Genomic DNA, 24874 nt, shown 5'->3' on the forward strand with positions numbered 1-24874 from the left:
GGTGAACATCATCCTGCTGCTCGCCGGCAACTTCATGGAGCCGTCGTCGATCGTCCTGATCTTCGCACCGATCCTCTTTCCCGTGGCGATCAAGCTGGGCATCGATCCGGTGCACTTCGGGATTCTGATGACCGTCAACATGGAGGTCGGCATGTGCCATCCGCCGGTCGGTCTGAACCTCTACGTCTCGTCGGGAATCACCAAGATGGGGATCACCGAGCTGACCGTCGCGGTCTGGCCGTGGCTGCTCTCGATGCTGGTCTTCCTGGTCGCCGTCACTTACGTGCCGATCATGTCGACCTGGCTACCGAAGACGCTCGGCATGATGTAGCGGTTTCTGGGACCTCCGGCGGAATGGGGCGGGGGGCCGGTTCTGCCGGCACCCCGCGCTTCATTTTGCGTGCCGCGGGGCATTCGCCTGCGACTCTTGGTATAATCACCGGTTGTCCGCCTAGCAATATGATTTCTCATCCTTTTTCCCTGCCCCCGATTGCGGAGAGTGAGCCATGCCCAGCGAACGTACCCTGTCCATCATCAAGCCCGATGCCGTCGCCAAGAACGTCATCGGCAAGATCTATTCCCGTTTCGAATCCAACGGCCTCAAGGTGATCGCCGCGAAGATGGCCTGGCTGTCGCCCCAGGAGGCCGGCGCGTTCTATGCCGTGCACAAGCAGCGCCCCTTCTTCAACGATCTGGTCTCGTTCATGATTTCCGGTCCGGTGATGATCCAGGTCCTCGAAGGCGAGAACGCGATTGCCAGGAACCGCGAGCTGATGGGGGCCACTGACCCGAGGAAGGCCGAACCGGGAACGATCCGCGCGGATTTTGCCGAGTCGATCGACGCCAACGCAGTGCACGGCTCGGACGGCCCGGAAACGGCGAAGGTCGAAGTGGCCTTCTTTTTCCCGGAAATGAACGTCTATTCGGGGCGCTGATTCCGCGACGCCGATGCGCGTGAATCTGCTCGACCTCGACGCCCAGGCGCTGACCGACTGGCTCGCCGGCCACGGTGAGAAGCCGTATCGCGCGCGCCAGCTGTTGCGCTGGGTGCATCGGCTCGGGCAGAACGACTTCGCGGCGATGACCGACATCGCCCGGACCCTCCGGGAGAACCTCGGAGCGACGGCGACGATCGCCGCCCCGCCGGTAATCTCCGATCGGCTGTCGGAAGACGGCACGCGCAAGTTCCTTTTCGACGTCGGCGGGGGAAACGCCGTCGAGGCCGTGTTCATCCCCGAGGACGATCGCGGCACGCTGTGCGTCTCGACGCAGGCCGGCTGTGCGCTCGCCTGTTCTTTCTGCTCGACCGGCAGGCAGGGTTTCAATCGCAACCTCGGCGTCGCGGAGATCGTCGGCCAGTTGTGGCAGGTCCGGCGCGCTCTGAGCGGGCCCTTTCAGGCGGACTCGCCGGCCGAACGCCTGATCAGCAACGTCGTGCTGATGGGCATGGGCGAACCGCTGGCCAACCTCGACAATGTCCTGGCGGCGTTGCGGCTGCTGCTCGACGATCATGCCTACGGCCTGTCACGGCGGCGGGTTACGGTATCGACGGCCGGTCTCGTTCCGGCGATCGATCGTCTGCGCGATGAGTGCCCGGTGGCGCTGGCGGTCTCGCTGCATGCTCCCGACGACCAGCTGCGCGATCAACTGGTTCCGATCAATCGCAAGTACCCGCTGCGGGTGCTTCTCGAAGCCTGCCGTCGCTATCTGGAACGGGCGCCGCGCGACTACGTGACTTTCGAATACGTGATGCTCGACGGGATCAATGATTCGCTCGCTCAGGCGCACGAACTGCTGGCGCTGACCCGTCAGGTGCCCTGCAAGTTCAACCTGATTCCCTTCAATCCTTTTCCCGGGAGCGCTTACCGGAGGTCTTCGGCGCTGCGCATCCGTCGCTTTGCCGACGTACTGCTCGAGGCCGGCGTCGTGACCACGACGCGGAAGACGAGAGGCGACGACATCGATGCCGCCTGCGGCCAGCTCGCTGGCCGGGTCCTGGATCGCAGCCGGCGCACCACACGACTGCACCTGGCGCGCGGGCCGGATCGACAGGAGGCTTTCCGATGAGGCGCCTGGTCCTCGCAGCGCTGGCCTGTGCCTGCCTGGCCGGCTGCTCGTCGGGAATGTTCTCGTCGTCCGCGAAGTCGAGGACTGCCGAGGCGCAACCGGAGGCGGTCGCGCCGCCCAAGCCTCGCGACGCACGGACGCGTGCCAAGCTGCACACCGAACTCGGAGCGATGTATCTCAGCAACAAGAACCTCGCGGTGGCGCTCGAAGAACTGACCATTGCCATCGCCATCGATCCCGACTACGCGAAGGCCTACTCGACTCGCGGAGTCGCCGGCTACTATGTGCGTGAGATCGCCACCGCCGATCAGGACTTTCAGCGGGCACTGAGGATCGACGCCAACGACCCGGAGATCAACAACAACTACGGGTGGTTCCTGTGTCAGATCGGCAGGGAGCAGGAAGGGCTGCCCTACTTCCAGCGGGCGATCAAGAACCCCCTCTATGAGACGCCCGAGAAAGCGTATCTCAACGCCGGGGCTTGCTATACGCGTCTGGGTGACCTGGTCAAGGCCGAAGAGTACGTCCAGCACAGCCTGCGCATCGCTCCGGACAATCTGCAGGGGCAGTTGCAACTGGCGACGATCAATTACCAGCTTGGGCATTACGACCTCGCACGGCAGCAGCTCGGCGAAATCTTTCGCCGAGCCGAGCCGAGTGCCGAAGCACTGTGGCTGATGGTCCGCGTCGAGCGCCAGTTGGGCGACCGCAAGGGTGAGGCGCGCTATGCGAATCAGCTGCGCCGGCAGTATCCGCTGGCTCCGGAAACGCAGGAGTTGCTGGGAGGTCACTTCCAGTGAGCGAAGAGTCGGCGCACCCGCCGCTGGGCGGGCCGGGAATGTCCGAGCGAATCAGCGATGCGGCTCCTCGTTTGACGACTGACGACCAACCGACGATCGCCGGCGGTGTGGGCGCGATGTTGCGCCAGGCTCGCGAGGCGAGGAACATGAGCGTCGCCGAAGCGGCTCAGGCGCTCAAGCTCGGGCCGCGGCAGGTGATGGCGATCGAGAGCGAGGACTGGGCGGCTCTGCCGGGCACGACGATGATTCGCGGCTTCGTGCGCAACTACGCCCGTCTGCTGAATCTCGACATCGACCTGCTGATGCGCGGGCTCGACGCTCAGCAGCTTCAGCAGACCGCCATTCTCGAAGTCTCGGCCGGAACCAGTGCCAGCCTCCCCTCATCGAATGGCCGTCGCGTCGAACGTCGGGATTACCTGGCCATCTTTGCCGGACTGGCGGTGCTGGTCGCCGCACTCGCCGCGTATTACTTCGTACCTCACGACTACTGGCACGACAAGTGGGCGACGCTGGTCGGCAGCCGAAGCTCACCGACGATCGCCGAGCCGGTTGCTTCGCCGCCGGTCGAGTCCGTACCGGGGGCAGCAACGGGTGCAGGAGCGTCGGTCACCGTACTCGCGACGCCCAACCCGGTAGTCCTCTCGGATGCAGCGAACGGAGCTCGCGCTGCTGGTCCGGCCGACTCCGCCGGTGCTGCGCGCGTTCTCAAGTTCAGCTTCAGGCAGCCCGCGTGGGTCGAGATACGCGACGGGCGCGGGGAACTTCTTCTCTCGGGGCTGAATTCGGGTGGCAGTCAGCGCGAGATTGCCGGGCAGCCGCCTTTCGCGCTCGTCGTCGGCAACGCCGGGCAGGTGACCCTGGAGTATCAGGGCAGAGTCGTCGACCTCGCGTCACGCAGCAAGGACGACGTCGCGCGGTTGACCCTCGAATGATCGTCGGCGAGAGAACGGGCGAGCGATGAGCCAGGCAATGGCTGGAATTGTCCGGCGACGCACCCGGACGGTGCGCGTCGGCCAACTGCTGATCGGGGGAGACTCGCCGATCGTCGTGCAATCGATGACCAACACGGACACGGTGGACGTCGTGCGTACGGCTGTGCAGTGCGCCGAACTCGCGCGCGCGGGATCGGAACTCGTGCGGATCACCGTCAACACCCCCGAAGCCGCTGCCGCGGTGGTCCCGATCTGCGAACGGCTGGCACGGATGGGCGTCGAAGTCCCGCTGATCGGGGATTTCCACTACAACGGTCATCGCCTGCTGGCCGAGTACCCGGGATGCGCGCGGGCTCTGGCCAAGTACAGGATCAACCCGGGCAACGTCGGCCACGGGCGGAAGCGCGACGAGCAGTTCGTACAGATGATCGAGACCGCCTGCCGCTACGACAAGCCGGTACGCATCGGGGTGAACTGGGGAAGCCTCGACCAGGACCTTCTGGCCCGGATGATGGATGCCAACGCCCGTCGGCCCGAGCCGCGCGAGGCCGGCGAAGTCCTCCGCGAGGCGCTGGTCGTTTCAGCACTCGAGTCAGCTGCCCGGGCCGAGGAAATTGGCCTGGCTGGCGACCGGATCGTGTTGTCCTGCAAGGTGTCGGGCGTCCAGGATCTGATCGCCATCTACCGCGAGCTGGCCAGGCGTTGTGACTACCCTCTCCATCTCGGACTCACCGAGGCGGGAATGGGCTCGAAGGGAATCGTCGCGTCGACTGCGGCGATGGCCGTGCTCCTCCAGGAAGGCATCGGCGACACGATCCGCGTTTCGCTGACCCCGGAGCCCGGGGGATCGAGGACCCAGGAAGTGATCGTTGCCCAGGAAATGCTCCAGACGATGGGCCTGCGCGCCTTTGCGCCGCTGGTCGTCGCCTGTCCAGGCTGCGGCCGGACGACGAGCAGCTTCTTCCAGGAACTCGCCCAGTCGATCCAGGAGTATGTGCGCGAACGAATGACCAGTTGGCGGACCGACTACGATGGTGTCGAGAACATGACCGTCGCGGTGATGGGTTGTGTGGTCAATGGGCCGGGCGAGAGCAAGCATGCGAACATCGGCATCAGCCTGCCGGGAACCGGCGAGGCGCCAGTCGCCCCGGTGTTCGAAGACGGTGTGAAGACGGTGACGCTGCGCGGGAAGGGCATCGCCGACGAGTTCACCGCGATCGTCGACGCCTATGTGCAGCGGACCTATCAGCGGAAGCGTACCGGCCGATGAGCGCGCCGAAGATCCAGTCCGTGCGCGGGATGAACGACATTCTTCCGGACGAAGCCGAGTTCTGGGACATGTTCGAGGAAACCGTCCGCTCGTGGCTGGCAAGCTACGGGTACCGTCCAATCCGGCTGCCGGTCGTCGAGCCGACGCCGCTGTTCAGGCGCGCGATCGGCGAAGTCACCGACATCGTCGAAAAGGAGATGTACTCCTTCGTCGACAGCCTCAACGGCGAGTCGCTGACGCTGCGGCCCGAAGGCACGGCTGGCTGTGTGCGTGCAGTCATCCAGCACAGCCTGGCTGCTCACCAGGCACAGAGGCTGTACTACATCGGCCAGATGTTCCGGCACGAGCGGCCACAGAAAGGACGCTACAGGCAGTTCCATCAGGTCGGCGTCGAGGCTTTCGGCTTTCCGGGCCCGGACGTCGATGGCGAGCAGATTCTGATGGGCGCGCGCCTGTGGGGCGACCTCGGCCTCGCAGGGATCACCCTGGAGATCAATACGCTTGGCGAGCCCGGCGAACGCGCGCGTCATCGCGCCGAGCTGGTCAGCTATCTCGAGGAGCACGCCGAACTGCTCGACGAAGACGCGCGACGGCGCCTGTACACGAATCCGTTACGCGTTCTGGACAGCAAGAATCCGGCGCTGCAGGACCTGATTGCCGGGGCACCTCGGCTGATCGACCATCTCGGTGAGCAGTCGATGGCTCATTTCGAGGGCGTCCAGCAGGTCCTGCGCGACGCTGGCCAGCCGTTCTCGGTCAATCCCCGGCTCGTGCGCGGACTCGACTACTACAATCTGACGGTTTACGAGTGGCAGACAGACCGTCTTGGTGCGCAGGGGACGGTCTGCGCAGGCGGGCGTTACGACGGCCTCGTCGAACAGCTTGGCGGTCGCCCAACCCCGGCCTGCGGGTTCGCGATGGGTGTCGAGCGCCTGATCGCACTGATCCGCGAAGCCGGCGGTGAAACACGCGCGGAGGCGGTCGATGTCTACCTGGTCCATCAGGGCGCACTCGCCTCGCGCTTGGCCGTCGGCGTTGCCGAGACCCTTCGCGACCGGGGTATCGACGTCCTCTACAACTGTGGCGGTGGCAGTTTCAAATCACAGATGAAGAGGGCTGACGTGTCGGGCGCGGCTTTCGCGGTGATCATCGGCGACGACGAGGCGGCAGCCGGCGAGGTCACCCTGAAGCCGCTGCGCGCGGCGGACGACCGTGTCGGGCAGCAGCGGATCACTGCCGACGACGTGGCCGACCGGATCATCAGTCTGACAGCCGATTGGGAGGACGCCTGATGGCTACCTACGACCTCGAAGAGCAGGAACAGATCGCCGAACTGAAGGCGTGGTGGAAGCAGTATGGCAATCTGGTCACTGGCCTGATCACTGCGGCGGCCATCGGTGTGGCTGCGTGGCAGGGATGGAACTGGTACCAGCGCAGTCAGGCCGCGCAGGCCTCCGCCCTCTACGGCGTCCTGCAGACGGCTCTGCGTGAAAACGATGGCCAGCGGATCAGGACAGCCAGCGGTGAGCTGATCGAGAAGTTCGGCTCGACCACCTACGCGCCGCTCGGGGCGCTCAGTGCGGCGAGGAGCCTGCACGACGCGGGCGATGCACGAACTGCCCGTCTGCAACTCGCCTGGGTCGTCGAACATGGCAAGGACGAGTTGCGCGACATTGCTCGCCTGCGGCTGGCCGCTCTGCTGATCGACGAGAAGGCCTACGACGAGGCGCTGAAGCAGATCGAGGCCGCGCCGGGCGCCGCCTTTCAAACGCGCTTCGACGACGCTCGCGGCGACATCCTTGCTGCGCAGGGCAAGACGAGCGAGGCGCGCGCGGCGTACCGCTCTGCGCTGGCGCGGCTTGAGACCAGCGACAAGGGGGCAGCCGGCAAGGGACAGAGCAGCCCGCCGGACCCGCAGGCGAGCGCCGCCTACCGCGAAGTCCTGCAGCTTAAACTCGAAGCCCTCGGAGAAGCCGGCTGATGAAGCGTCCAGTGCTTTTCACTTCGCTCGGCATCGCGCTGCTCTCCGGATGCTCGACACTCGACGCGCTGAACCCCTTCTCCCGTAGCAGTGGGCCGAAGATGGCCGAGCTCCAACCGATCCAGCAGGCGGTCGATGTGCGGGTTCTATGGTCGGAGTCCGTTGGCAAGGCTGGTGACTACACCTTCGTCCCCGCCGTCGTCGGCAGTGCCATTTACGTGGCGGCTCGCGACGGGACGATCGCTCGTCTCGACGACGGCAGTCCGGCCTGGCGAGTCCGTGGCGAGCAGGCGCTGTCAGGAGGCGTCGGCGCGAACGAGCGAATGGTCGTCGTTGGTTCGGCGAAGGGCGACGTACTGGCCTTTTCGGCAGCCGACGGTAGTCCGCTGTGGCAGGCCAGGGCGAGCAGCGAGATCGTCGCGCCGCCGGCGGTCGGTGCCGATCTGGTGGTCGTGCGCAGCGGGGATCATCGCCTTTCCGCCTATGATCCGTTGACCGGCAAGCGCAAATGGGTCTATCAGAGACCGAATCCGCCGCTTTCCTTGCGCACCACCGCGCCGCCGGTAATCGTCGAACGCTACGTATTTGCCGGCTTTCCCGGTGGCAAGCTGATCGCGGTCAGCGCAGACAGCGGCGCTCCGCTCTGGGAGGGCACGGTCGCGCTCCCCAAGGGTGCGACCGAGCTCGACCGTGTCGCCGACGTGACCAGCGTGCCGGTGATCGATGGGCGGACGATCTGCGCGGCTGCGTTTCAGGGCCGTGCCTCGTGCTTCGATCTCGGGACCGGCAACCTGCTCTGGTCGCGGGACATCTCGAGTTCGGCCGGTCTGTCGATCGACAGTCGCTACGTCTACATCTCCGACGACAAGGGCACCGTGCACGCGCTCGACAAGGCCAGCGGCGCGACGGTCTGGAAGCAGGACAGGCTGTTCATGCGCCGGCTGACTTCGCCGTTGCCGATACGCAGCCTGGTCGCCGTTGCCGACGTGCGCGGTGTCGTTCATTTGCTGAGCCGTGACGACGGGTCTTTCGTCGCCCGCGTGAGCACGGATGGGAGCGCCGTACGGGCGCCACTGCAGCGCCTGGGGATCGATCTCGTCGTGCAGACGACCGACGGGCGAGTCCAGGCGTTCGCAATGCCATGAAGCCGGGCGTCGTCCTCGTCGGGCGCCCCAATGTCGGCAAGTCTACGCTTTTCAATCGCCTGACCAAGACGCGCGATGCCCTCGTCGCCGACGTTCCGGGACTCACGCGCGACCGCCATTACGGTCAGGGAAAGCTCGGCAGCAAACCATACCTGGTGATCGATACCGGTGGCTTCGAACCGCAGGCCAGAGACGGGATCCTCCATGAGATGGCGCGTCAGGCCGAACAGGCCATCGACGAGGCCGACGTCGTGATTCTCGTCGTCGATGGCCGGAGCGGAGTGACCGCGCTCGATCGCGAGGTGGCTGACCGCTTGCGCCGATCGCGCCAGCCGGTGGTCGTCGCGGTCAACAAATGCGAGGGCCTCGACCGGGCGCAGGCCGTCGCGGATTTCCACGAACTCGGCCTCGGTCAGCCGCTGGCCATCTCGGCCGCACATGGCGAGGGGGTGCGCGAACTCGTCGAACTGGTCCTCGAACCGTTCCCCGCGCTTGCTGATGAGCAGGAACGCGGGGACTCGATCCGCGTGGCCATCGCCGGTCGGCCGAACGTCGGCAAGAGCACGATGGTCAACGCGCTGCTCGGCGAGGAGCGGCTGATCGTTTTCGATCAGCCGGGTACGACGCGCGATGCGATTCATGTCGATTTCGAGCGCGCGGGGCGCAAGTACACGCTGATCGACACGGCCGGCCTGCGCCGGCGTGGGCGGGTCGTCGAGGCGATCGAGAAGTTCTCGGTGATCAAGACGCTCCAGGCGATCGAGGAGGCTCAGGTGGTCGTTCTGGTTGTCGACGCCTGTCAGGACATTTCCGATCAGGACGCGCACATCGCCGCGTTCATTCGTGAGTCGGGCCGGGCGCTGGTCGTCGCGGTCAACAAGTGCGATGGCCTGGATGCCTATCGTCGCGCACAGGTGGTCAGCCACGTCGAGCGGCGCCTCGGCTTCGTGGACTTCGCCCGCTTCCACTATGTTTCGGCGCTCAGGGGACAGGGACTCGACTCACTGATGCGTTCGGTCGACGCAGCCTTTGGCGCGGCCACCGCCGACCTGGCGACGCCGCGGCTGACGCGGGTCCTGATCGACGCGGTCACCAGGCAGGCACCTCCGCGCTGCGGCCAGTTCCGCCCCAAATTGCGCTACGCGCACCAGGGTGGCCGGAACCCACCGGTGATCGTCATTCATGGCAATGCGCTCGACAAGGTCCCCGACTCGTATCGCCGTTACCTCGAGCACAGTTTCCGCGAGGTCTTCAGACTCCAGGGGACTCCGCTGAACATCGAGTTCAGGACGGCGAGCAATCCCTTCGCCGCCAGCGCGACCGCCGACGCCGGACGGCATCGGCGAAAGGTCTCAGCAACAGCCCCCGCATCGGCAACCAGTGTCCTTGTCGGAACCGGTCGACGGCCGAAGGGCCGTTCTTCGCAGACCTGAAGTGGCGCTTTGCGCCCGTGCCCGACAGACCGTCGCCGAGAGGGCGGGTCCGCCCGAGCTGTCGTGGAGGCCCAGCGGGCGGACCGGTGGAGTGGCCGATCAGCCCTTTTCGGTACCCTGGGCGCTGCTTTCCTGAGCGACGGTCTCCGGGCCGTCGGTTTCGCTGCTTGCTGCCGGCGGGGTCTCGGTCCTCTCGGCTGTTTCGCCGGTCAGAGATTCGCCGACGCTGGTCAGCGCAGCGATCGATTTCTCGAAGGCGGCCGTCGCTTCTTCGGCCACGGCCGAGCCCAGCTGCCGGGTGGTTTCGACGGCCTCGCTAGCCAGTTCGATCGCCTTCCCGGCGGTCTGGCTGACGCCTTCGGCGACTGCGCTACCGGCTTCGAGGACGAGGTCGCGGGCTTTCGCTCCGGCTCCCTCGGCGACCTCAACCGCCGAACTGGCGACTTCGATGGTCTTGTCTACGGCTGCGCTGGCCGCTTCCCTGGCCTTGTCGAGAATGCTCATGGATCTCTCTCCTTAGTGTTCAATCGCCGGCTGCGATGCGCCGATTATCCCAGAAACCATGGCTCTGCGGGTTGCATCGAGGAGCATTTGGACGGATCATGAGGACCTCGGCCGCACCATCCGGCGGTCCTGCCCGGCAGTGCGTGCGGACACCTGGCTGGCCGGCGGGTGGGCTTCGCGAAGGATGGCGGGGGCATCGACTGTATCGGGAAGACGAGAGGTGATCAAGGTACTGTTCGTGTGCATGGGCAACATCTGTCGATCGCCAACGGCAGAGGGCGTGTTCCGTCACTTCCTTCAGGAGAGGCGCCTCGAGGACAAGGTCGAGGTCGATTCGGCCGGGACGCACGGGTACCACGCGGGCGAGGCGCCGGACCAGCGGACGCAGCGGGCCGCGGCAGCGCGCAACTACGACCTCTCGAACATGCGTGCCCGCAAGGTGGCCGCGCAGGACCTCGATTATTTCGACATGATCCTGGCCATGGACCAAAACAACCTCGATGTCCTGAAGCGGATCTGTCCGGCGGAAAAGCGCGATCGCCTCGGGTTGCTGATGAGTTACTCGAAGAACTTCGACGACGACGAGGTGCCCGATCCCTACTACGGTCTGGGGCATGGCTTCGATCTGGTCCTCGACATGATCGAGGACGCGGCCAGCGGCCTGCTCGAGAGCATCGAGCAGCGCCTGATCAACGAGTCGGCAGGCGACCAGGACGACGATCGCCCTGGTCCGGCAGACGACTGCTGAGAGGTTGTGAAGAAATCGTCGCGAGCAGGCCGGGATGCCCGGCGCGAGTGAGAGAACGACGAGACATATCAGATGGATAGAACGAGCGAGCAACAGCGCAGATCGGTCGTGCGGCAGACTTATTCACAACCTCCGAGCCGCCGATCACCGGACTCGCCATGATCCCGGGTCGCTGGCCGTCCGGGAGGACCGCTCTGCGGCGACTTCGCTTGGCCCGACCCATTTGCCGGATGTTGCACCCTGAAGGCAGAGGCCCCGCTGCTCGAGGCATTCCGGGCAGACGCCGAAGACCACGGTCAATACGGGCGACATCGCCTGCGGAAGTCGGCCCCGGCTGACGGCTTCGTCGATTTCCTGCCAGGTCTGTCCGAGACGGATGCGGTTGCAGACGCTGCAGCGCTTGATCCGCGGCGCCAAAGAGCGCGCGGGTGCCGCGGTCACTCGCAGAGGGTAGCGACAGACTTCGCTGCGGATTAGTCGGTGCACGACCTTGACCTGGCCACCGTCGCCCGGAAGGATGGTCATCTCCATGAACCGGCGAACCTCGGGCGAGTCGCAGCGATACAGGCGCTGGATTCGGCGCTGCATCGTCCGCGCCGACATCAGCATCGTGCGCACGAACATGCGAGTGATGTCACCGGTGATGAACTCGTCGAGCGGACGATCGATGATCCGCCTTCCGACGATCGCCTCGCCGCCGTTGGCCAGCGCGAAGCGGTCCCAGTCGCCAGCAACGGCGATGATCCGGTCGGCGCCATCGAGCGTATAGCTGAGCTGCTCGGTCGTTGGCGAGTGATCCAGCGTCGTGCGCGGACGAGCGCCGGGAGGGACGAATTCCTTCACCCCTTCAGGCCGTCTGCCGCCCGTTCAGCCATTTGACGAAGTCATCGGGCGACAACGGCGGGGCGTAGAGATAACCCTGGCCGCCGTGACAGCCCGATGCGTCGAGCTCGGCGTGCTGGTCGGCGATCTCGACACCCTCGGCGACGACGCTCATCCCGAGGTGACGGGCCAGGGCAATGATCGCTGAGCCGATCGCCCGGTCGTCACTGTTGACCGAGATGCCATCGACGAAGCTGCGGGCGATCTTCAGCTCATGGATCGGGAAGCGTTTGAGGTACGAGAGCGACGAAAAGCCCGTACCGAAGTCGTCGATGCTTATCAGCAGGCCGAAGTCGACGAGATCGGAGAGCATCCGCTGGGCCCGGTCGAAATCCATCAGCACGCCCTCGGTGATCTCCACGCAGAGGCGATGTGGCGCGACGCCATGGTCGCTGACGATGCGCATCAGGTCGGCCGCCATGCCATCCTTCCGGAAATGTCGCGCTGAAATATTGACGCTGATGCGCATCGCCGGCAGGCCCTGGCTGTCCCAATCGACGATTTGCCGGCAAGCCTCGCCGAGCACCCATTCGTCGATCGCCACGATCAGTTTGCTCTGCTCGGCGACCGGAATGAAGACCGTCGGCTCGACGAGCTCACCGCTGCATCGCCAGCGGACCAGCGCCTCGGCGCCGACGAGGCGATGATCGTCGAGGCGCACCTGCGGCTGATACTGGACGAACAGTTCGCTGTTGTCGATCGCCCTGCGCAGGCCGGTTTCCAGCGCCAGGCGTCGGGTCGCCTGGCTGGCGAGGTCGGCGGTAAAGAAGCGGAAAGCGTTCTTGCCGTGGTCTTTCGCGCGGTACATCGCCGAATCGGCGTTGCGCATCAGAGTCGTCGCGTCGGCGGCATCCTCCGGGAACATGCTCAGCCCGATGCTCGCGCTGATGAAACACTCGTGCTCGTCGAAACGGTAGCTCGCCGAGAGTGCGCCAAGCAGGCGCTCGGCGGTCAACGTCGCGTCGTGGCGATCGGCACTCTCGAGCAGAACGACGAATTCGTCGCCGCCGAGTCTGGCGACCGTATCTTCGGAGCGGACGCACTCGAGCAGACGCCTCGCCGCCTGCCTGAGCAGCTTGTCACCGATGTCATGACCGAGGGTGTCGTTGATCACCTTGAAGTTGTCGAGATCGATGAACACCACCCCCGCGCTCTGGTGGCTGCGTTCCGCCCGCGCCAGGGCCAGTTGCAGGCGGTCGTTGAACAATGCACGATTGGGCAGGCCGGTCAGCTCGTCGTGGGTGGCGAGGTACTCGATGCGCTGCTGCGATTCGCGGGCCTCGGTGATGTCATTGAACATGCCCACGTAGTTGAGGATCTTGCCGCTGGCGTCCCTGACCGTGTTGATCGACAGCCATTCGAGGTATTCCTCACCGTCCTTGCGCCGGTTCCAGATTTCTCCGCGCCAGACGCCGTAGCGATTGACGTGGTCCCACATTTCGGCATAGAACTCCGGCGGCGTGCGCCCCGAGCGGAGGATGCCGGGCTTCTTGCCGACGACTTCGTCGCGGCGGTAGCCGGTCAGCCCGGAGAAGGCGTCGTTCACGGTCAATATCCGCTGCTCCGGGTCGGTGACCATCACGCCTTCCGAGGAACGCTCGAAGACCAGGGCCGCCAGTCTCAGCTGGTCTTCAGCCAGCTTGCGGGCGGTGATGTCGGTCGCCTGGAAGCACAGGCCGGTGATCGCGCCGTCCTCGTCGACGAGCGGGAAGCGGACGACGAGGAAATGGCGGGGGCCGTCGGGCAGCGGCAACGTTTCCTCGCGCTCGATCGCCTGGCGCAGCTTGATCGCTTCGAACTCGCTGTCGCGAAACATTTCTGCGATCGCCGCGGGAAAGAGCTGGATATCGGTTTTCCCGATCGCTGCGCCGGCGCCGAAACCGAGTGTCTGCTCGAACTTCGGGTTGGTGAACTGGTAGCGGCCCGAAGCATCCTTGACGGCCATCAGCGAAACCGAGTTGTTCATCACCGCGAGCAGGCGGACCTGCGTTTCGCGCGCCGAACGCTCGATCTCGTACAGGTTGGTGTTGTCGGCGAAGAGCAGGATCACGCCGCCGATCCGCTGAGCTTCGCGCAGCAACGGTGCAATATGCAGCACGTAGTGGCGGCGGTTGGCGTTGACGATCTGACGGTCGAGAGCCGTCTGGCTCTCGATCACCTGCGCGATGTCAGGCAGCAGGTCGGGAATGTCGCCGGGTAGCGGCAAATCGCGGAGGTGCCGGCCGACATGCACCGGGGCGAGCTTGAAAAGGCGCGCCGCCGTGCTGTTGAAGCGCTGCAGCGAGCCCTTCGGGTCGAGTACCAACAGTGGGTAGTCAACGCTGTTCTGGATGCACTCGAGCTCGCTGTTCAGTTCCTGTGTCTCGGCGGTCTTGATCTGCAATTCTTCGTTGACCGTCGCGAGTTCCTCGTTGGTCGACTGCAGTTCTTCGTTCGACGCCTCGAGCTCCTCGTTCGACGCCTGCATCTCCTCGTTCGACGCCTGAATCTCTTCGTTGAGGGCCTGCATTTCCTCGTTCGAAGTCTCGAGTTCCTCGACCAGCGTCTGCAGGTGCTCGCGCGTCGCGGCGAGTTCGTCCTCGAGTTCCTTGGCGTCGATGCTGACGCTCTCCTCTCCCGGGCTCCTTCCCGTTGGCGGTGGCAGCCACTCGATGCACACCATGAACAGTGCCTCGGGGCCGGAATCGGACACCGGATGAACCGAAAGGCGTACGCCACGGTTGGGGTCGAGCGCCTTGATGTGTCTCGGGCGGCCGACCGCGACGGCCTGCTTGACCTGGGTCTGGCGCATCAGGACCTGGACCTCGGTACGCAATTCGCGGCGGATCAGCGAGATCAGGTCGAAAGCCGGTCGTCCCGGTGAAACGTTGAGCAGGCGGCCGGCGTCGCCGTGAATGTGCCTGATCTCGAACTTGCCGTTGATCAGGATGCTTGTCGGTATGAAGTGCCGTCCGGCGGCTTCGAGCAGGATGTTCTCGAAGCCCAGGGGCGTCGTCGGCTTGCCCTGTCTGAGGTGCTGGTTGAGGCCAGCCGCCGGGAGCTGGATCTCGGCGCGGGGTAGCGGAAGGCGCGCACTGCTGCCGTGTCGCCGGTAGAGTCGGGCCTCCTTGTCGACGACGCTGAACAGCCCTTCCTGCTGGAAAATGCCCTCCGACTTGCCGAGGAACAGGTAGGCTCCGGGGTTCAGCGCGTAATGGAAGACCGAGAGCAGCCGCGCCTGCAGGTCGCCCTGAAAGTAGATCAGGACGTTGCGGCAGCTGATCAGGTCGAGGCGCAGGAAAGGCGGATCCTGGACCAGATCCTGGCGAGCGAAGATCACTGCGTCGCGCAGGTTCTTGTTGATCTCGTAGCGGTCGCCATGCAGCGTGAAATGGGCGCGAATGCGGTTGCGGTCCATGTGCGCCACGCTCGACGGCGCGAAGACGCCGCGTCTGGCGAGGGCCATCGCGTCGAGATCGATGTCGGTGGCGAAGATCTGCAGGCGATACTGGTCGAAGGCCGCGCCGAGCCGTTCGGCAAAGAGGATGGCCAGCGAGTAGGCTTCCTCGCCGGTCGCGCACCCGGCGACCCAGACCCGGATGTCGTCTCCGGGCTGCTTGGTCGCGACGATTTCGCCGATCACCTTGTCGAGTCGGGCGAAAGCATCAGTGTCGCGAAAGAATGCGGTGACCGAGATCAGAATGTCCTTGCACAGCTTGTCGAGTTCGACTGGCGTCGCGTCGACGACCTGCAGGTAGTCCTGGAGCGTGCTGACGTGGTTCGCGGCCATCCGTCGCTCGATGCGCCGCCACAGCGTCGGCTCCTTGTACTGCGAGAAGTCCACCTTGGTCCTCGCGCGCACCTTGCCCAGCAGCGTCTTCAGCGTCGCCGGGGCGCTGGCCGCCTGCGTCGCGACCGGGATCAGACCGCGGTTGAGCACGATCAGGCTGATCTCGGCGCCCATGTTCTCCGGCGGCAGAATCCAGTCGACACTGCCGGTGTCGATCGCCGACTGGGGCATTCCGCTGTACTTGGCGGTGTCGGGATCCTGGGAGAAGGTGAAGCCACCGGCCGCCTTGATCGCGTGAATTCCGGCAGCCCCGTCGGAACCAGTGCCCGAGAGGATGATGCCGATGGTCGACTCCCCGACATCCTCGGCGAGTGACGCAAAGAAACGATTGACCGAAGGCTTGGGCATCGACTCGCGCGCCGGCTCGACGAGCCGGAAATGGCCATCGAGCAGCGTCAGATTGCGGTTCGGCGGAGTGATGTACACGGTGTTCGGCTCGGGTAGCATGCCGTCCTCGATGTCCCTGACCGGCATCGTCGTTTCCCGGCCGAGCAGTTGGGACATCATGCTGCGGTAGGTCGGCGAGAGGTGCTGAACGACGACGTAGCTGAGCCCGAGGTTCTTCGGCAGGCTCGGCAGCAGCAGGCTCAGGGCTTCGAGGCCGCCAGCCGACGCACCGATTCCGACGATGAACGGGCGTTCATCGTCGCGGGTCGTGGGCGTCTCTGTTCCTGCAGTGCGGAAGCCGTCAGGTTGCTTGCGTGGACTCGAACGCCTTCTTCTTGGTTGTTCTTCGCTGGCCATGCTCATCGCTTCCTTTTCTCCGAACTCGTCGGGGCCGCAGGCGGCGACAGGAAAACGTCACGTTGACCGGCGGTCTGGCCGCCGGGTTCCCGGGGGGTGGATGCCGACATGCTCCGCTGCCGGCAGGTGTGCATCGATCGCCCGCCTGGAACGGGGAGTCGCGTGATGCTTCCGGCGGCTCGGCGGGGAGCCGTCCGGCGCCCGGTTGTCGCTACTTGCAGGGGTCGCTCGCCCGCGCTCAGACGTTCGGCGGCCACGGTGCCAGCCCTCTCGGCGTCTCGATGCTGCCCAGGGCGAGGCGGAAACCCGTGCTCCGCGGTCGGTACGCCGGCTCGATGCGGCTCCTGTTGGCCGACCGGGCGTAGCGCGCCGGGTCGCTCCATGTGCCGCCGCGCAGCACCCGCATCTTGCCCGAAGACGGTCCCTGGGGATTGGTCTGGGGTGTCGTCGGATAGTCGGAGTACCAGTCGGCGCACCATTCCCAGACGTTGCCGTGCATCTCGTACAGTCCCCAGGGGTTGGCCGGCAGAGAGGCCACCGGGCACGGTTGCCCGCGAAACAGCCCCTTCTCGGCGCCCGGGTAAGGGTAGTCGCCGTGGTAATTCACCTGATCGGTCGTCACCCGTTCGCCAAAGCAGAAGGGCGTTCGGGTTCCCGCGCGGCAGGCGTATTCCCATTCGGCCTCGCTCGGCAGCCGCGCATGAAGCCCGGGGAACCGCCGGTTGAGTTCATCGATGAACCGCTGGGCATCGTGCCAGGCGACATTTTCGACCGGTTTGCGCGGGTCATCCTGAAAATGGCTGGGATTGACCGGCCAGACGGCCAGCCAGAAAGCCTGGGTGCAGGCCGTGTCGGCGAGCCAGAAGCCACGGCTCAGACTCACCTCGTGCAGGGTCTCCGAGCTTCCTCGCAATGCCTCGCTGGTTGGTGAGCCCATCAGGAACTTCCCCGGCGGGATCCAGCGGAAGACCTGCTGCGCGCCACCCACCGCGAGGGCGCATGAAGTACCGAAGGTGTCTTCAATCGGGCCGCTGGTCCACGGCACTGGCTTCGGCTCACGGCGAGCGCTTCGGGGCGGGGCAGGGCTAGGGTCCAGCATCTTTGCTCCTTGAGTAGGCGCATCCCCGTAGAGGCGAGTTCCCGGCGATTGGCCCCGATGGTTGGCTGACCGCAGGGACCGGCGGCAGGACCATCTTCCGCCGGGTCGTCGCCCCCCTTTCCGCTGAGCGGAGGCGCGCTGAAGATCGCCCGTCAGTCTACCCGTGCGCGCCCCGGACGGGAAGGTGGTCGCCTGCCCGCGTCAAAGGCTCGATCGCCGGCCTCTCGCCTGAACCGTCTGTCTCTGACGCGGCAAACGGGGTAGAATGCCATCCCTGCTGCCCCTCGCCAGATGCCTGAAGCTCATGGAATTCCTCGGGTTTTCGCTTCGCAACCAGCTCTTCGTCGCGCCGATGGCCGGGGTGACCGACCGGCCGTTCAGACAGTTGTGCAAGCGCATGGGGGCCGGCTTGGCCGTGTCCGAGATGGTGACCTCGAATTCGCTGCTTTACGGGAGTGTGAAGACGCGTCGTCGTGCCGATCACGAGGGTGAAGTCGCGCCAATCGCGGTGCAGATCGCCGGTGCGAGTCCGTTGATGATGGCTGATGCGGCGCGCTACAACGTCGATCGGGGAGCACAGATCATCGACATCAACATGGGTTGTCCGGCAAAGAAGGTATGCAACGTCATGGCCGGATCGGCACTCCTCAGGGACGAGCCGCTCGTCGGCCGGATTCTCGAGGCGGTGACCGCCGCCGTTCCGGACACGCCGGTGACACTCAAGATCCGCACGGGCTGGGATGCGCAGCAGCGCAATGCCCTGCGCATCCTGAAGATCGCCGAGCAGTCCGGCGTCAGGGCACTCGCGGTGCACGGCCGGACGCGCGCCTGTGGTTTCAGGGGTCAGGCCGAATACGATACGATACGCTCGATCAAGGCCGTGGCCCGGATCCCGGTGATCGCCAACGGCGATATCGACTCACCGGCCAAAGCGAAAGCGGTTCTCGAGTCGACCGGCGCGGATGCGCTGATGATCGGCCGCGCTGCCCAGGGTCGCCCGTGGCTGTTCCGGGAGATCGAGCATTTCCTGAACACCGGTGAGCATCTGCCAGCGCCGCCGGTGAGTGAAATCAGCGCCATCCTGCTCGCCCATCTCGAGGACCTTTATGCCTTCTACGGGCTCGACGCCGGGGTCCGTGTGGCGCGGAAGCACGTTTCCTGGTATACGAGGGGATTGCCCGGGTCGGCGTCGTTTCGCTCGCGGATGAATCAGCTGCTTACCGCGGGCGATCAGCGGCAGGCGGTCCGGGACTTTTTCTCGGCGCTGGCGGAAGATGGGGGTCAACTGCCAGTTTCCGGCGTTCCGGCCGAGCAGTTCGAGGAACTCGCTGCATGAAGCCCGATCACCTCGGCGAGGATGACATTGCCGGGTGTGTCGGCAAGGCACTGGAAAACTACTTTCATCGCCTCGACGGCGAGAAGCCGGTGGCTGTCTATCAGATGGTGATGCGCAGCGTCGAACGCCCGATGCTCGAAGTCGTTCTCAGGCAGGCCCAGGGGAATCAGACGCTGGCCGCGGCGATCCTCGGAATCAATCGCAACACGCTGCGCAAGAAGCTGCTCGACCACGGTCTGTTCCCGTGAGTCGGCAGGCGTCGGTGCGCTCTCCGCAACCCTGTTTTTCTGGACGTCGATGAAGATTCGCCAAGCCCTGATCAGTCTTTCGAACAAGAGTGGTGCACTGGAATTTGCCGGGGGGCTGCTGGCTCACGGTGTGAGGCTGCTGTCCACCGGCGGGACCGCCCGAATGCTCCGTGACGCCGGTCTGCCGGTTACTGAAGTCAGCGACTACACGGGCTTCCCGGAGATGCTCGACGGGCGGGTCAAGACGCTTCATCCGAAAGTGCACGCCGGGATTCTCGCGCGGCGCGATCTGCCCGAGCACAGGGAGACACTGGCCGCCCACGACATCCCGACGATCGACCTGATCTGCGTCAACCTGTACCCCTTCCAGGAAACCGTCGCCCGGGCCGGGGTCAGCCTTGACGAAGCGATCGAGAATATCGACATCGGTGGCCCGGCGATGGTTCGCTCGGCAGCGAAGAACTATGCCGGAGTCGCGGTGCTCACCGACCCGGATGATTATTCGCCGGTGCTTGCCGAGATGGCTGCCAGCGATGGCGCGCTGAGCCTGGCTACGCGCTTTGCCCTGGCAAGAAAGGCCTTCGTGCATACGGCACGCTATGACTCGGCAATCGCCAACTGGCTGACCTCGCTCGATGAGGGCAACCAGCCGCAGACCTTTCCGGGGCATCTGCATCTCGCGTTCGATCGCCTCGATACGCTGCGTTACGGGGAGAATCCGCATCAGCAGGCTGCTTTCTACCGCGACCTGACGCCAGTGCCGGGGTCGATTGCCAACTGTCGTCAGCTGCAGGGCAAGGAACTCTCGTACAACAACATTGCCGACGCGGATGCGGCCTGGGAGTGCGTGAAGACTTTCGACTCGCCAGCCTGTGTGATCATCAAGCACGCCAATCCCTGTGGTGTGGCGGTGGACGCCAGTTTGGTCTTGGCCTACGAAAAGGCTTTCGCGACCGACTCGACTTCGGCGTTCGGCGGCATCATCGCCTTCAATGGTCCGGTTGGCGAGGAGGTGGTCGCCGCGATGAACGCGCGCAGGCATTTCGTCGAGGTCCTGCTCGCCCCGGCGTTTACCGACACGGCGAGGGAGCTTCTCGCCGGCAAGCAGAACCTTCGCGTGCTCGAGTTGCCGCTGGCCCGCGTCTACCATGATCTCGAGTTCAAGCGCGTCGGTGGTGGGCTGCTCGTTCAGACGCCGGATCGCTTCAACGTCGGTCCTGCCGACCTGCGCGTGGTGACCCGGATCGCGCCGACCGATGCACAGATCGCCGACCTGCTCTTCGCCTATCGGGTGGCGAAGTTCGTCAAGTCCAACGCCATCGTCTTTTGCGGGAACGGCATGACGCTCGGTGTTGGCGCCGGTCAGATGAGCCGCGTCGATTCGACACGAATTGCGGTCAGCAAGGCACGCAGCGCGGGTCTCGAACTGGCTGGCGCGTGTGTGGCTTCCGACGCCTTCTTCCCGTTTCGCGACGGCATCGACGTGATCGCCGAATCGGGCGCCCAGGCCGTGATTCAGCCGGGAGGGTCGGTCCGCGACGACGAGGTCGTCCAGGCGGCTGACGAGCATGGTCTGGCCATGGTGTTTACCGGTGCCCGCCACTTCCGCCATTGACCTCCTGCTGCCCGGCGCGGCCCGCGCTACCGTCCGGGTCATGCGGTCGTCCTGCTCTCGGGTGCTGAAAGGAGTCTCATGAAGCTGTTGGTCATCGGCTCGGGTGGTCGCGAGCACGCGCTGGCCTGGCGTCTGGCGAGAAGCCCCGCTGTGCAGAAGATCTTCGTCGCCCCGGGCAACGCGGGAACGGCCGCCGAACGTTTGTTGGAGAATCTGCCGCTGACCGACCCCGACGAGCTGGCCGATTTCGCTGAGCGGGAAAGGCTTCATCTCACCGTCGTCGGGCCCGAGGCGCCGCTCGCCGCCGGAATCGTCAACCTTTTCCGTAGCCGCGGCCTGCGCATCTTCGGGCCAACCAGCGAGGCTGCGCAGCTCGAAAGCTCGAAGGATTTTGCCAAGCGCTTCATGGTCCGACACAATATCCCGACAGCGCGCTACGCCACTTTCTCGGACCGGTCTGCGGCGCACGCTCACGTCGATCGTCATGGCGCGCCGATCGTCGTCAAGGCCGACGGTCTGGCTGCCGGGAAGGGTGTCGTGGTCGCGATGAGTCTTGGCGAGGCACATGCCGCGGTCGACCGGATGCTCCCGGAGAGCGGCCGTCCGGCAATGGCGACCGCCGCTCGCGTGGTCATCGAAGAGTTTCTCGAAGGAGAGGAAGCCAGCTTCATCTGCATGGTCGACGGACGGAACGTTTTGCCGCTGGCTTCGAGCCAGGACCACAAGCGAATCGGGGACGGCGATCAGGGTCCGAATACGGGTGGGATGGGGGCCTATTCTCCTGCGCCGGTGGTCACTCCGGAAGTCCATGCGCGGGTCATGCGGGAGATCATCGTGCCGACGGTCCGCGGGATGGCTGCCGACGGCATCCCGTACACCGGTTTCCTTTACGCCGGACTGATGATCGCCAGAGACGGGTCGGTGAAGACCGTCGAGTTCAACTGCCGGCTCGGCGATCCGGAAGCGCAACCGATCATGATGCGCCTGAAGTCCGACCTGCCCAACCTGCTCGATCATGCCGTTTCCGGGCGTCTCGACCTCGTCGAAGCAAGTTGGGACAGGCGTGTGGCCCTGGGTGTCGTACTCGCGGCTGCAAACTATCCGGAGACCCCGCGGACCGGTGACCCGATCAGCGGCCTGCCCAGAGGCGCAGAAGATTTCCACATCTTCCACGCCGGAACAAGCGAAAGGGATGGGCAGATGGTCACGTCCGGAGGGCGCGTGTTGTGTGTCACGACGCTCTCCGACAACATTCGGCAGGCGCAGAAGCGGGCCTACGATCTGATCCTTGGCATTCATTTCGAGGGCATGCAGTACCGTCGCGATATCGGTCACCGGGCGGCCGGTCGGTGAGCGTCTCGGTGGCTGGCAGGCGCGGTTGGTCGAGCCGGCAAGCAGCCTGGGCTACTGCGCTCCGGTGTACTCGCTGCCCGGGTGCTGGCTGCTGCGCGTGATCGATGTCGTTCTGCTCAGGGACTATTTCAGCGGCCTCCAGGAGCGAATCGTTGCGGCCGTGGAAGCGTTCGAGCACGACGGCGCCGCGCGTTTTCGTGCCGATCGCTGGGAGAAGGAAGTCGGGGCAACTCTGACCGGTAGCGGTTGCACGTGCATCATCGAAGGCGGCAGTGTGTTCGAGCGAGGTGGCGTGGCATTTTCTCAGGTCAGCGGCAGTGCTCTCCCGCCCTCGGCTACGGCCAGGCGCCCCGATCTTGCCGGCCGGGCATTTTCGGCGATGGGTGTCTCGGTGGTCATCCATCCGGAGAACCCATACTGTCCGACCGCACACATGAACGTACGGGCCCTGATCGCCACGAGGACGGGTTGCGAGGCTGTCTGGTGGTTCGGCGGGGGCATGGACCTCACGCCCTATTACCCTTTTGCAGACGACGTTCGGCATTTCCACTCGACCTGCAAGCAGGCGCTTCGACCCTTCGGAGAGGAGACTTACGCCCGCTACAAGAAGTGGTGCGACGAGTATTTCTTCCTTCGACACCGCAACGAGCCGCGTGGCGTCGGCGGCGTCTTTTTCGACGATCTCGACGAGGGGGGATTCGAACGCTGTTTTGCGCTGACCCGTGCGGTCGGTGACGCGTTTGCCGATGCCTATCTGCCGATCGTCGAGACCCGGCGCACGATGCCCTACGGTGAGCGGGAACGCGACTTCCAGGCCTATCGCCGGGGGCGTTACGTCGAGTTCAATCTGGTCTGGGATCGCGGCACCTTGTTCGGCCTGCAGTCCGGTGGGCGAACCGAGTCGATCCTGATGTCGCTGCCGCCTGTCGTCAAATGGCGTTACGACTGGAAACCGGAGGCAGGTACTCCCGAAGCGGTGCTTTACGAAATGCTCGAGCCTCGTGACTGGGCCTAGCTTGATCGCCGCCGATCCACGGCCGCTCACGGCTGGTTGAGGTAGCCGGCACCAATAGCGGGAATCGACACGAACTCCTGACCGAGACGACGCACACTATTGACTTGGCCAGGCAAACCCGCAGAGTGCGGCGATGATTCCGGCGTCCGCCGGCCCAGTCAGCACGACCCGGCGCAGGCCGAGCCCTTCGGCCTGTTCGGCAATCCGCTGGTGGGGAACGAAGACCGGAGTCGCCCGAAGACGGGCCTGCGCCGGCTGGTCGAGCAGTGAGAGGAGATTGCGCAGGCCTTCGCTCGACGATACGGTCAAGGCGTCGAGGCGATGATCACGCCACAGCAGCTCGAGCGGCGCCGCGGTCCTTGGCGCCAGGCGCCGATAGCAGCCTACCTGATCGACGGTCGCTCCGCGTTCGCGCAGCGTGTCAGCCAGCAGTTCGCGCCCGCCGTTGCCGCGAAAGATGACGATCCGCTTGCCGCTGACCGATGGCTGCTGAAGACCGGGCAGTGCGAGCAGGGCCTCCGAGTCGAAACGCTCGCTCGGCACGAGCGTGTCGCAGATGCAGTGTCGGGCAAGCGCTGCGACCGTACCGGGACCGATGGCGGCTGCGCGCAGGCCCGATGGCCACGACTGGTCGGCGAGAATCGCCGGCACCGCGAAATCGACCGCGTTCGGACTGATGAACACGGCCAGCGCGTAGCTGCCGATCCGTTCCACTGCCTGCTCGAGTTCTTCGGAGGAGTCGGGCGGACCGATCTCGATCAGAGGGAAGAGCACTGCCTTTCCGCCGCGTTCGGTGATCAGGCGGGCCAGTTCCGAAGTCTGCGCCAGTGGGCGCGTGACGATGATCGTCCGGCCGGACAGCGGGCCGTTCATCGGCCGAGGCCGAGCTTCTCGAGAATCGCCGTCGCGCCACGGCAGCGGAGAGTCTCGGCGAGTGCACAACCGATCGACTCAGCGTCGTCGGGATTGCCGCGGTACTCGCCGGTGAGCATTTGCCGGCCATCGGGGGTGGCGACGAAGCCACGCAACCAGAGGCAGTCGCATTCGAGGATCGCGTGAGCGGCGAGCGGCAGCTGGCAACTTCCACCGAGCGCGCGCGAAAAAGCGCGCTCGGCTCGCACACACTGGTCGGTCGCGGAGTCATGCAGTGGAGCGACCAGGGCAATCATCTCGGCCCGGTCGGAGCATACCTCGATGCCCAGGGCGCCCTGCCCGGGGGCTGGCAAACAGTCTTCCGGGCTCAGCAGCGAACTGATCCGCGCAGCCAGACCGAGGCGCATCAGGCCGGCGGCGGCCAGGATGATGGCATCGTACTCTCCGGTGTCGAGCTTGCGCAACCGGGTGTCGAGATTGCCACGCAGCGCCCTGACCTGGAGCTGTGGCCAGGCCGCCCGGAGCGTCGCCTCGCGGCGCAGGCTCGATGTTCCGACGACCGCCCCCGCCGGCATGTCGGCGAGCGACGCGAAGCGACTCGAGACGAAGGCATCGCTCGGGTTTTCGCGTGCGCTGACGGCTGCCAGGACGAAACCCTCGGGGAGATCCATGGGCACGTCCTTCATCGAATGGACCGCAAGGTCGGCTCGACCCGCGCGCATCGCCACTTCGAGTTCCTTGATGAACAATCCCTTGCCGCCAATCGTCGACAGTGGGCGATCAAGGATTTGGTCTCCGCGGGTGCTCATGCCGAGAATCTCGATCGCCGTTTGCGGGTACAGTCGGGCGAGGCGCTGACGGACGTGCTCCGCCTGCCAGATCGCCAGACGGGATTCTCGGGAAGCGATGACGATGCGTAGTGGCGCAGGTCTTGCCGCGGTCAAGGCAGGTTTCCGGTTCGTGGCTGAGGTGGACTCGGGCGGAGGGTCGTCGGACGGGC

The 24874-nt window shown here is 65.3% G+C and carries 22 protein-coding genes; 16 read left to right on the forward strand and 6 right to left on the reverse strand.

The window, feature by feature from the left end:
- The 10 genes from NFW05_RS06935 to der form a co-directional block, all read left to right on the forward strand.
- Positions 1 to 331: TRAP transporter large permease subunit (locus tag NFW05_RS06935; RefSeq protein WP_295304158.1), on the forward strand; the 331-nt coding region annotated here is incomplete at its 5' end.
- A 175-nt stretch (positions 332 to 506) separates the two neighbouring features.
- The gene (ndk, locus tag NFW05_RS06940) at positions 507 to 935 is read left to right on the forward strand and encodes a nucleoside-diphosphate kinase (protein ID WP_295304161.1); all 429 of its coding nucleotides are present in this window, start codon (positions 507 to 509) and stop codon (positions 933 to 935) included.
- Between the two features lie 13 nt (positions 936 to 948).
- Positions 949 to 2067: a 23S rRNA (adenine(2503)-C(2))-methyltransferase RlmN gene (gene rlmN / locus NFW05_RS06945; protein WP_295304163.1), complete on the forward strand. Its 1119-nt coding sequence runs from the start codon at positions 949 to 951 to the stop codon at positions 2065 to 2067.
- The gene (gene pilW / locus NFW05_RS06950; protein WP_295304166.1) at positions 2064 to 2867 is read left to right on the forward strand and encodes a type IV pilus biogenesis/stability protein PilW; all 804 of its coding nucleotides are present in this window, start codon (positions 2064 to 2066) and stop codon (positions 2865 to 2867) included. The genes rlmN and pilW overlap by 4 nt, the downstream gene beginning before the upstream one ends.
- A gap of 71 nt (positions 2868 to 2938) precedes the next feature.
- Positions 2939 to 3799: a RodZ domain-containing protein gene (locus NFW05_RS06955; protein WP_295304169.1), complete on the forward strand. Its 861-nt coding sequence runs from the start codon at positions 2939 to 2941 to the stop codon at positions 3797 to 3799.
- Between the two features lie 37 nt (positions 3800 to 3836).
- A complete protein-coding gene (gene ispG, locus NFW05_RS06960) occupies positions 3837 to 5069 on the forward strand; it encodes a flavodoxin-dependent (E)-4-hydroxy-3-methylbut-2-enyl-diphosphate synthase (RefSeq protein WP_295304171.1) in 1233 nt (410 codons plus the stop codon).
- Positions 5066 to 6361: a histidine--tRNA ligase gene (gene hisS, locus NFW05_RS06965; protein WP_295304174.1), complete on the forward strand. Its 1296-nt coding sequence runs from the start codon at positions 5066 to 5068 to the stop codon at positions 6359 to 6361. Before ispG ends, hisS begins: the two co-directional genes overlap by 4 nt.
- Positions 6361 to 7050 (forward strand): tetratricopeptide repeat protein, encoded by a 690-nt coding sequence (locus tag NFW05_RS06970; RefSeq protein ID WP_295304176.1) that lies wholly within the window; start codon positions 6361 to 6363, stop codon positions 7048 to 7050. The genes hisS and NFW05_RS06970 overlap by 1 nt, the downstream gene beginning before the upstream one ends.
- On the forward strand, positions 7050 to 8195 hold the full coding sequence (gene bamB, locus NFW05_RS06975) for an outer membrane protein assembly factor BamB (RefSeq protein WP_295304179.1): 1146 nt from the start codon (positions 7050 to 7052) through the stop codon (positions 8193 to 8195). Before NFW05_RS06970 ends, bamB begins: the two co-directional genes overlap by 1 nt.
- Positions 8192 to 9628 carry a ribosome biogenesis GTPase Der gene (gene der / locus NFW05_RS06980; RefSeq protein WP_295304182.1) on the forward strand — a complete coding sequence of 479 codons (1437 nt, stop codon included), beginning with the start codon at positions 8192 to 8194 and terminating at the stop codon, positions 9626 to 9628. The genes bamB and der overlap by 4 nt, the downstream gene beginning before the upstream one ends.
- A 99-nt stretch (positions 9629 to 9727) precedes the next feature.
- Here the strand turns inward: der and NFW05_RS06985 are convergent, their stop codons facing one another.
- On the reverse strand, positions 9728 to 10132 hold the full coding sequence (locus tag NFW05_RS06985; RefSeq protein ID WP_295304185.1) for a hypothetical protein: 405 nt from the start codon (positions 10130 to 10132) through the stop codon (positions 9728 to 9730).
- Between the two features lie 220 nt (positions 10133 to 10352).
- Here NFW05_RS06985 and NFW05_RS06990 point away from each other — a divergent pair, with 220 nt between their 5' ends.
- Positions 10353 to 10880, forward strand: coding sequence for a low molecular weight protein-tyrosine-phosphatase (locus NFW05_RS06990; RefSeq protein ID WP_295304187.1), 528 nt, complete (start codon positions 10353 to 10355; stop codon positions 10878 to 10880).
- A 144-nt stretch (positions 10881 to 11024) separates the two neighbouring features.
- On the opposite strand, the gene NFW05_RS06995 is transcribed toward NFW05_RS06990, so the two are convergent.
- The 3 genes from NFW05_RS06995 to NFW05_RS07005 form a co-directional block, all read right to left on the reverse strand.
- Positions 11025 to 11723, reverse strand: coding sequence for a hypothetical protein (locus NFW05_RS06995; RefSeq protein WP_295304190.1), 699 nt, complete (start codon positions 11721 to 11723; stop codon positions 11025 to 11027).
- Positions 11724 to 11727: 4 nt separating this feature from the next.
- Positions 11728 to 16335, reverse strand: a complete 4608-nt coding sequence (locus NFW05_RS07000; RefSeq protein WP_295304193.1) for an EAL domain-containing protein — start codon at positions 16333 to 16335, stop codon at positions 11728 to 11730.
- Between the two features lie 238 nt (positions 16336 to 16573).
- Positions 16574 to 17434, reverse strand: coding sequence for a formylglycine-generating enzyme family protein (locus NFW05_RS07005; protein ID WP_295304197.1), 861 nt, complete (start codon positions 17432 to 17434; stop codon positions 16574 to 16576).
- 304 nt (positions 17435 to 17738) lie between these two features.
- Between NFW05_RS07005 and dusB the strand changes: the two genes are divergently transcribed.
- From dusB to hemF, 5 genes are all read left to right on the forward strand, one after another.
- Positions 17739 to 18770 carry a tRNA dihydrouridine synthase DusB gene (gene dusB, locus NFW05_RS07010; protein ID WP_295304200.1) on the forward strand — a complete coding sequence of 344 codons (1032 nt, stop codon included), beginning with the start codon at positions 17739 to 17741 and terminating at the stop codon, positions 18768 to 18770.
- On the forward strand, positions 18767 to 19018 hold the full coding sequence (locus NFW05_RS07015) for a helix-turn-helix domain-containing protein (protein WP_295304204.1): 252 nt from the start codon (positions 18767 to 18769) through the stop codon (positions 19016 to 19018). Before dusB ends, NFW05_RS07015 begins: the two co-directional genes overlap by 4 nt.
- A gap of 49 nt (positions 19019 to 19067) precedes the next feature.
- Entirely contained in the window at positions 19068 to 20633 is a 1566-nt protein-coding gene (gene purH, locus NFW05_RS07020; RefSeq protein WP_295304206.1) for a bifunctional phosphoribosylaminoimidazolecarboxamide formyltransferase/IMP cyclohydrolase, read from the forward strand.
- 78 nt (positions 20634 to 20711) lie between these two features.
- Positions 20712 to 21986 (forward strand): phosphoribosylamine--glycine ligase, encoded by a 1275-nt coding sequence (gene purD / locus NFW05_RS07025; RefSeq protein WP_295304209.1) that lies wholly within the window; start codon positions 20712 to 20714, stop codon positions 21984 to 21986.
- 100 nt (positions 21987 to 22086) lie between these two features.
- Complete coding sequence (gene hemF / locus NFW05_RS07030; protein ID WP_295304497.1) at positions 22087 to 23001, forward strand: oxygen-dependent coproporphyrinogen oxidase; 915 nt, start codon at positions 22087 to 22089, stop codon at positions 22999 to 23001.
- Between the two features lie 96 nt (positions 23002 to 23097).
- Here hemF and NFW05_RS07035 read toward each other — a convergent pair whose 3' ends face one another.
- Together NFW05_RS07035 and hemC are read right to left on the reverse strand one after the other, a co-directional pair.
- Positions 23098 to 23874, reverse strand: a complete 777-nt coding sequence (locus tag NFW05_RS07035) for a uroporphyrinogen-III synthase (protein WP_295304211.1) — start codon at positions 23872 to 23874, stop codon at positions 23098 to 23100.
- Positions 23871 to 24818 (reverse strand): hydroxymethylbilane synthase, encoded by a 948-nt coding sequence (gene hemC / locus NFW05_RS07040; RefSeq protein ID WP_295304213.1) that lies wholly within the window; start codon positions 24816 to 24818, stop codon positions 23871 to 23873. The genes NFW05_RS07035 and hemC overlap by 4 nt, the downstream gene beginning before the upstream one ends.
- Positions 24819 to 24874 lie beyond the last annotated feature (56 nt).

It is taken from the genome of Accumulibacter sp. (assembly GCF_023806625.1).
GTDB lineage: Bacteria > Pseudomonadota > Gammaproteobacteria > Burkholderiales > Rhodocyclaceae > Accumulibacter.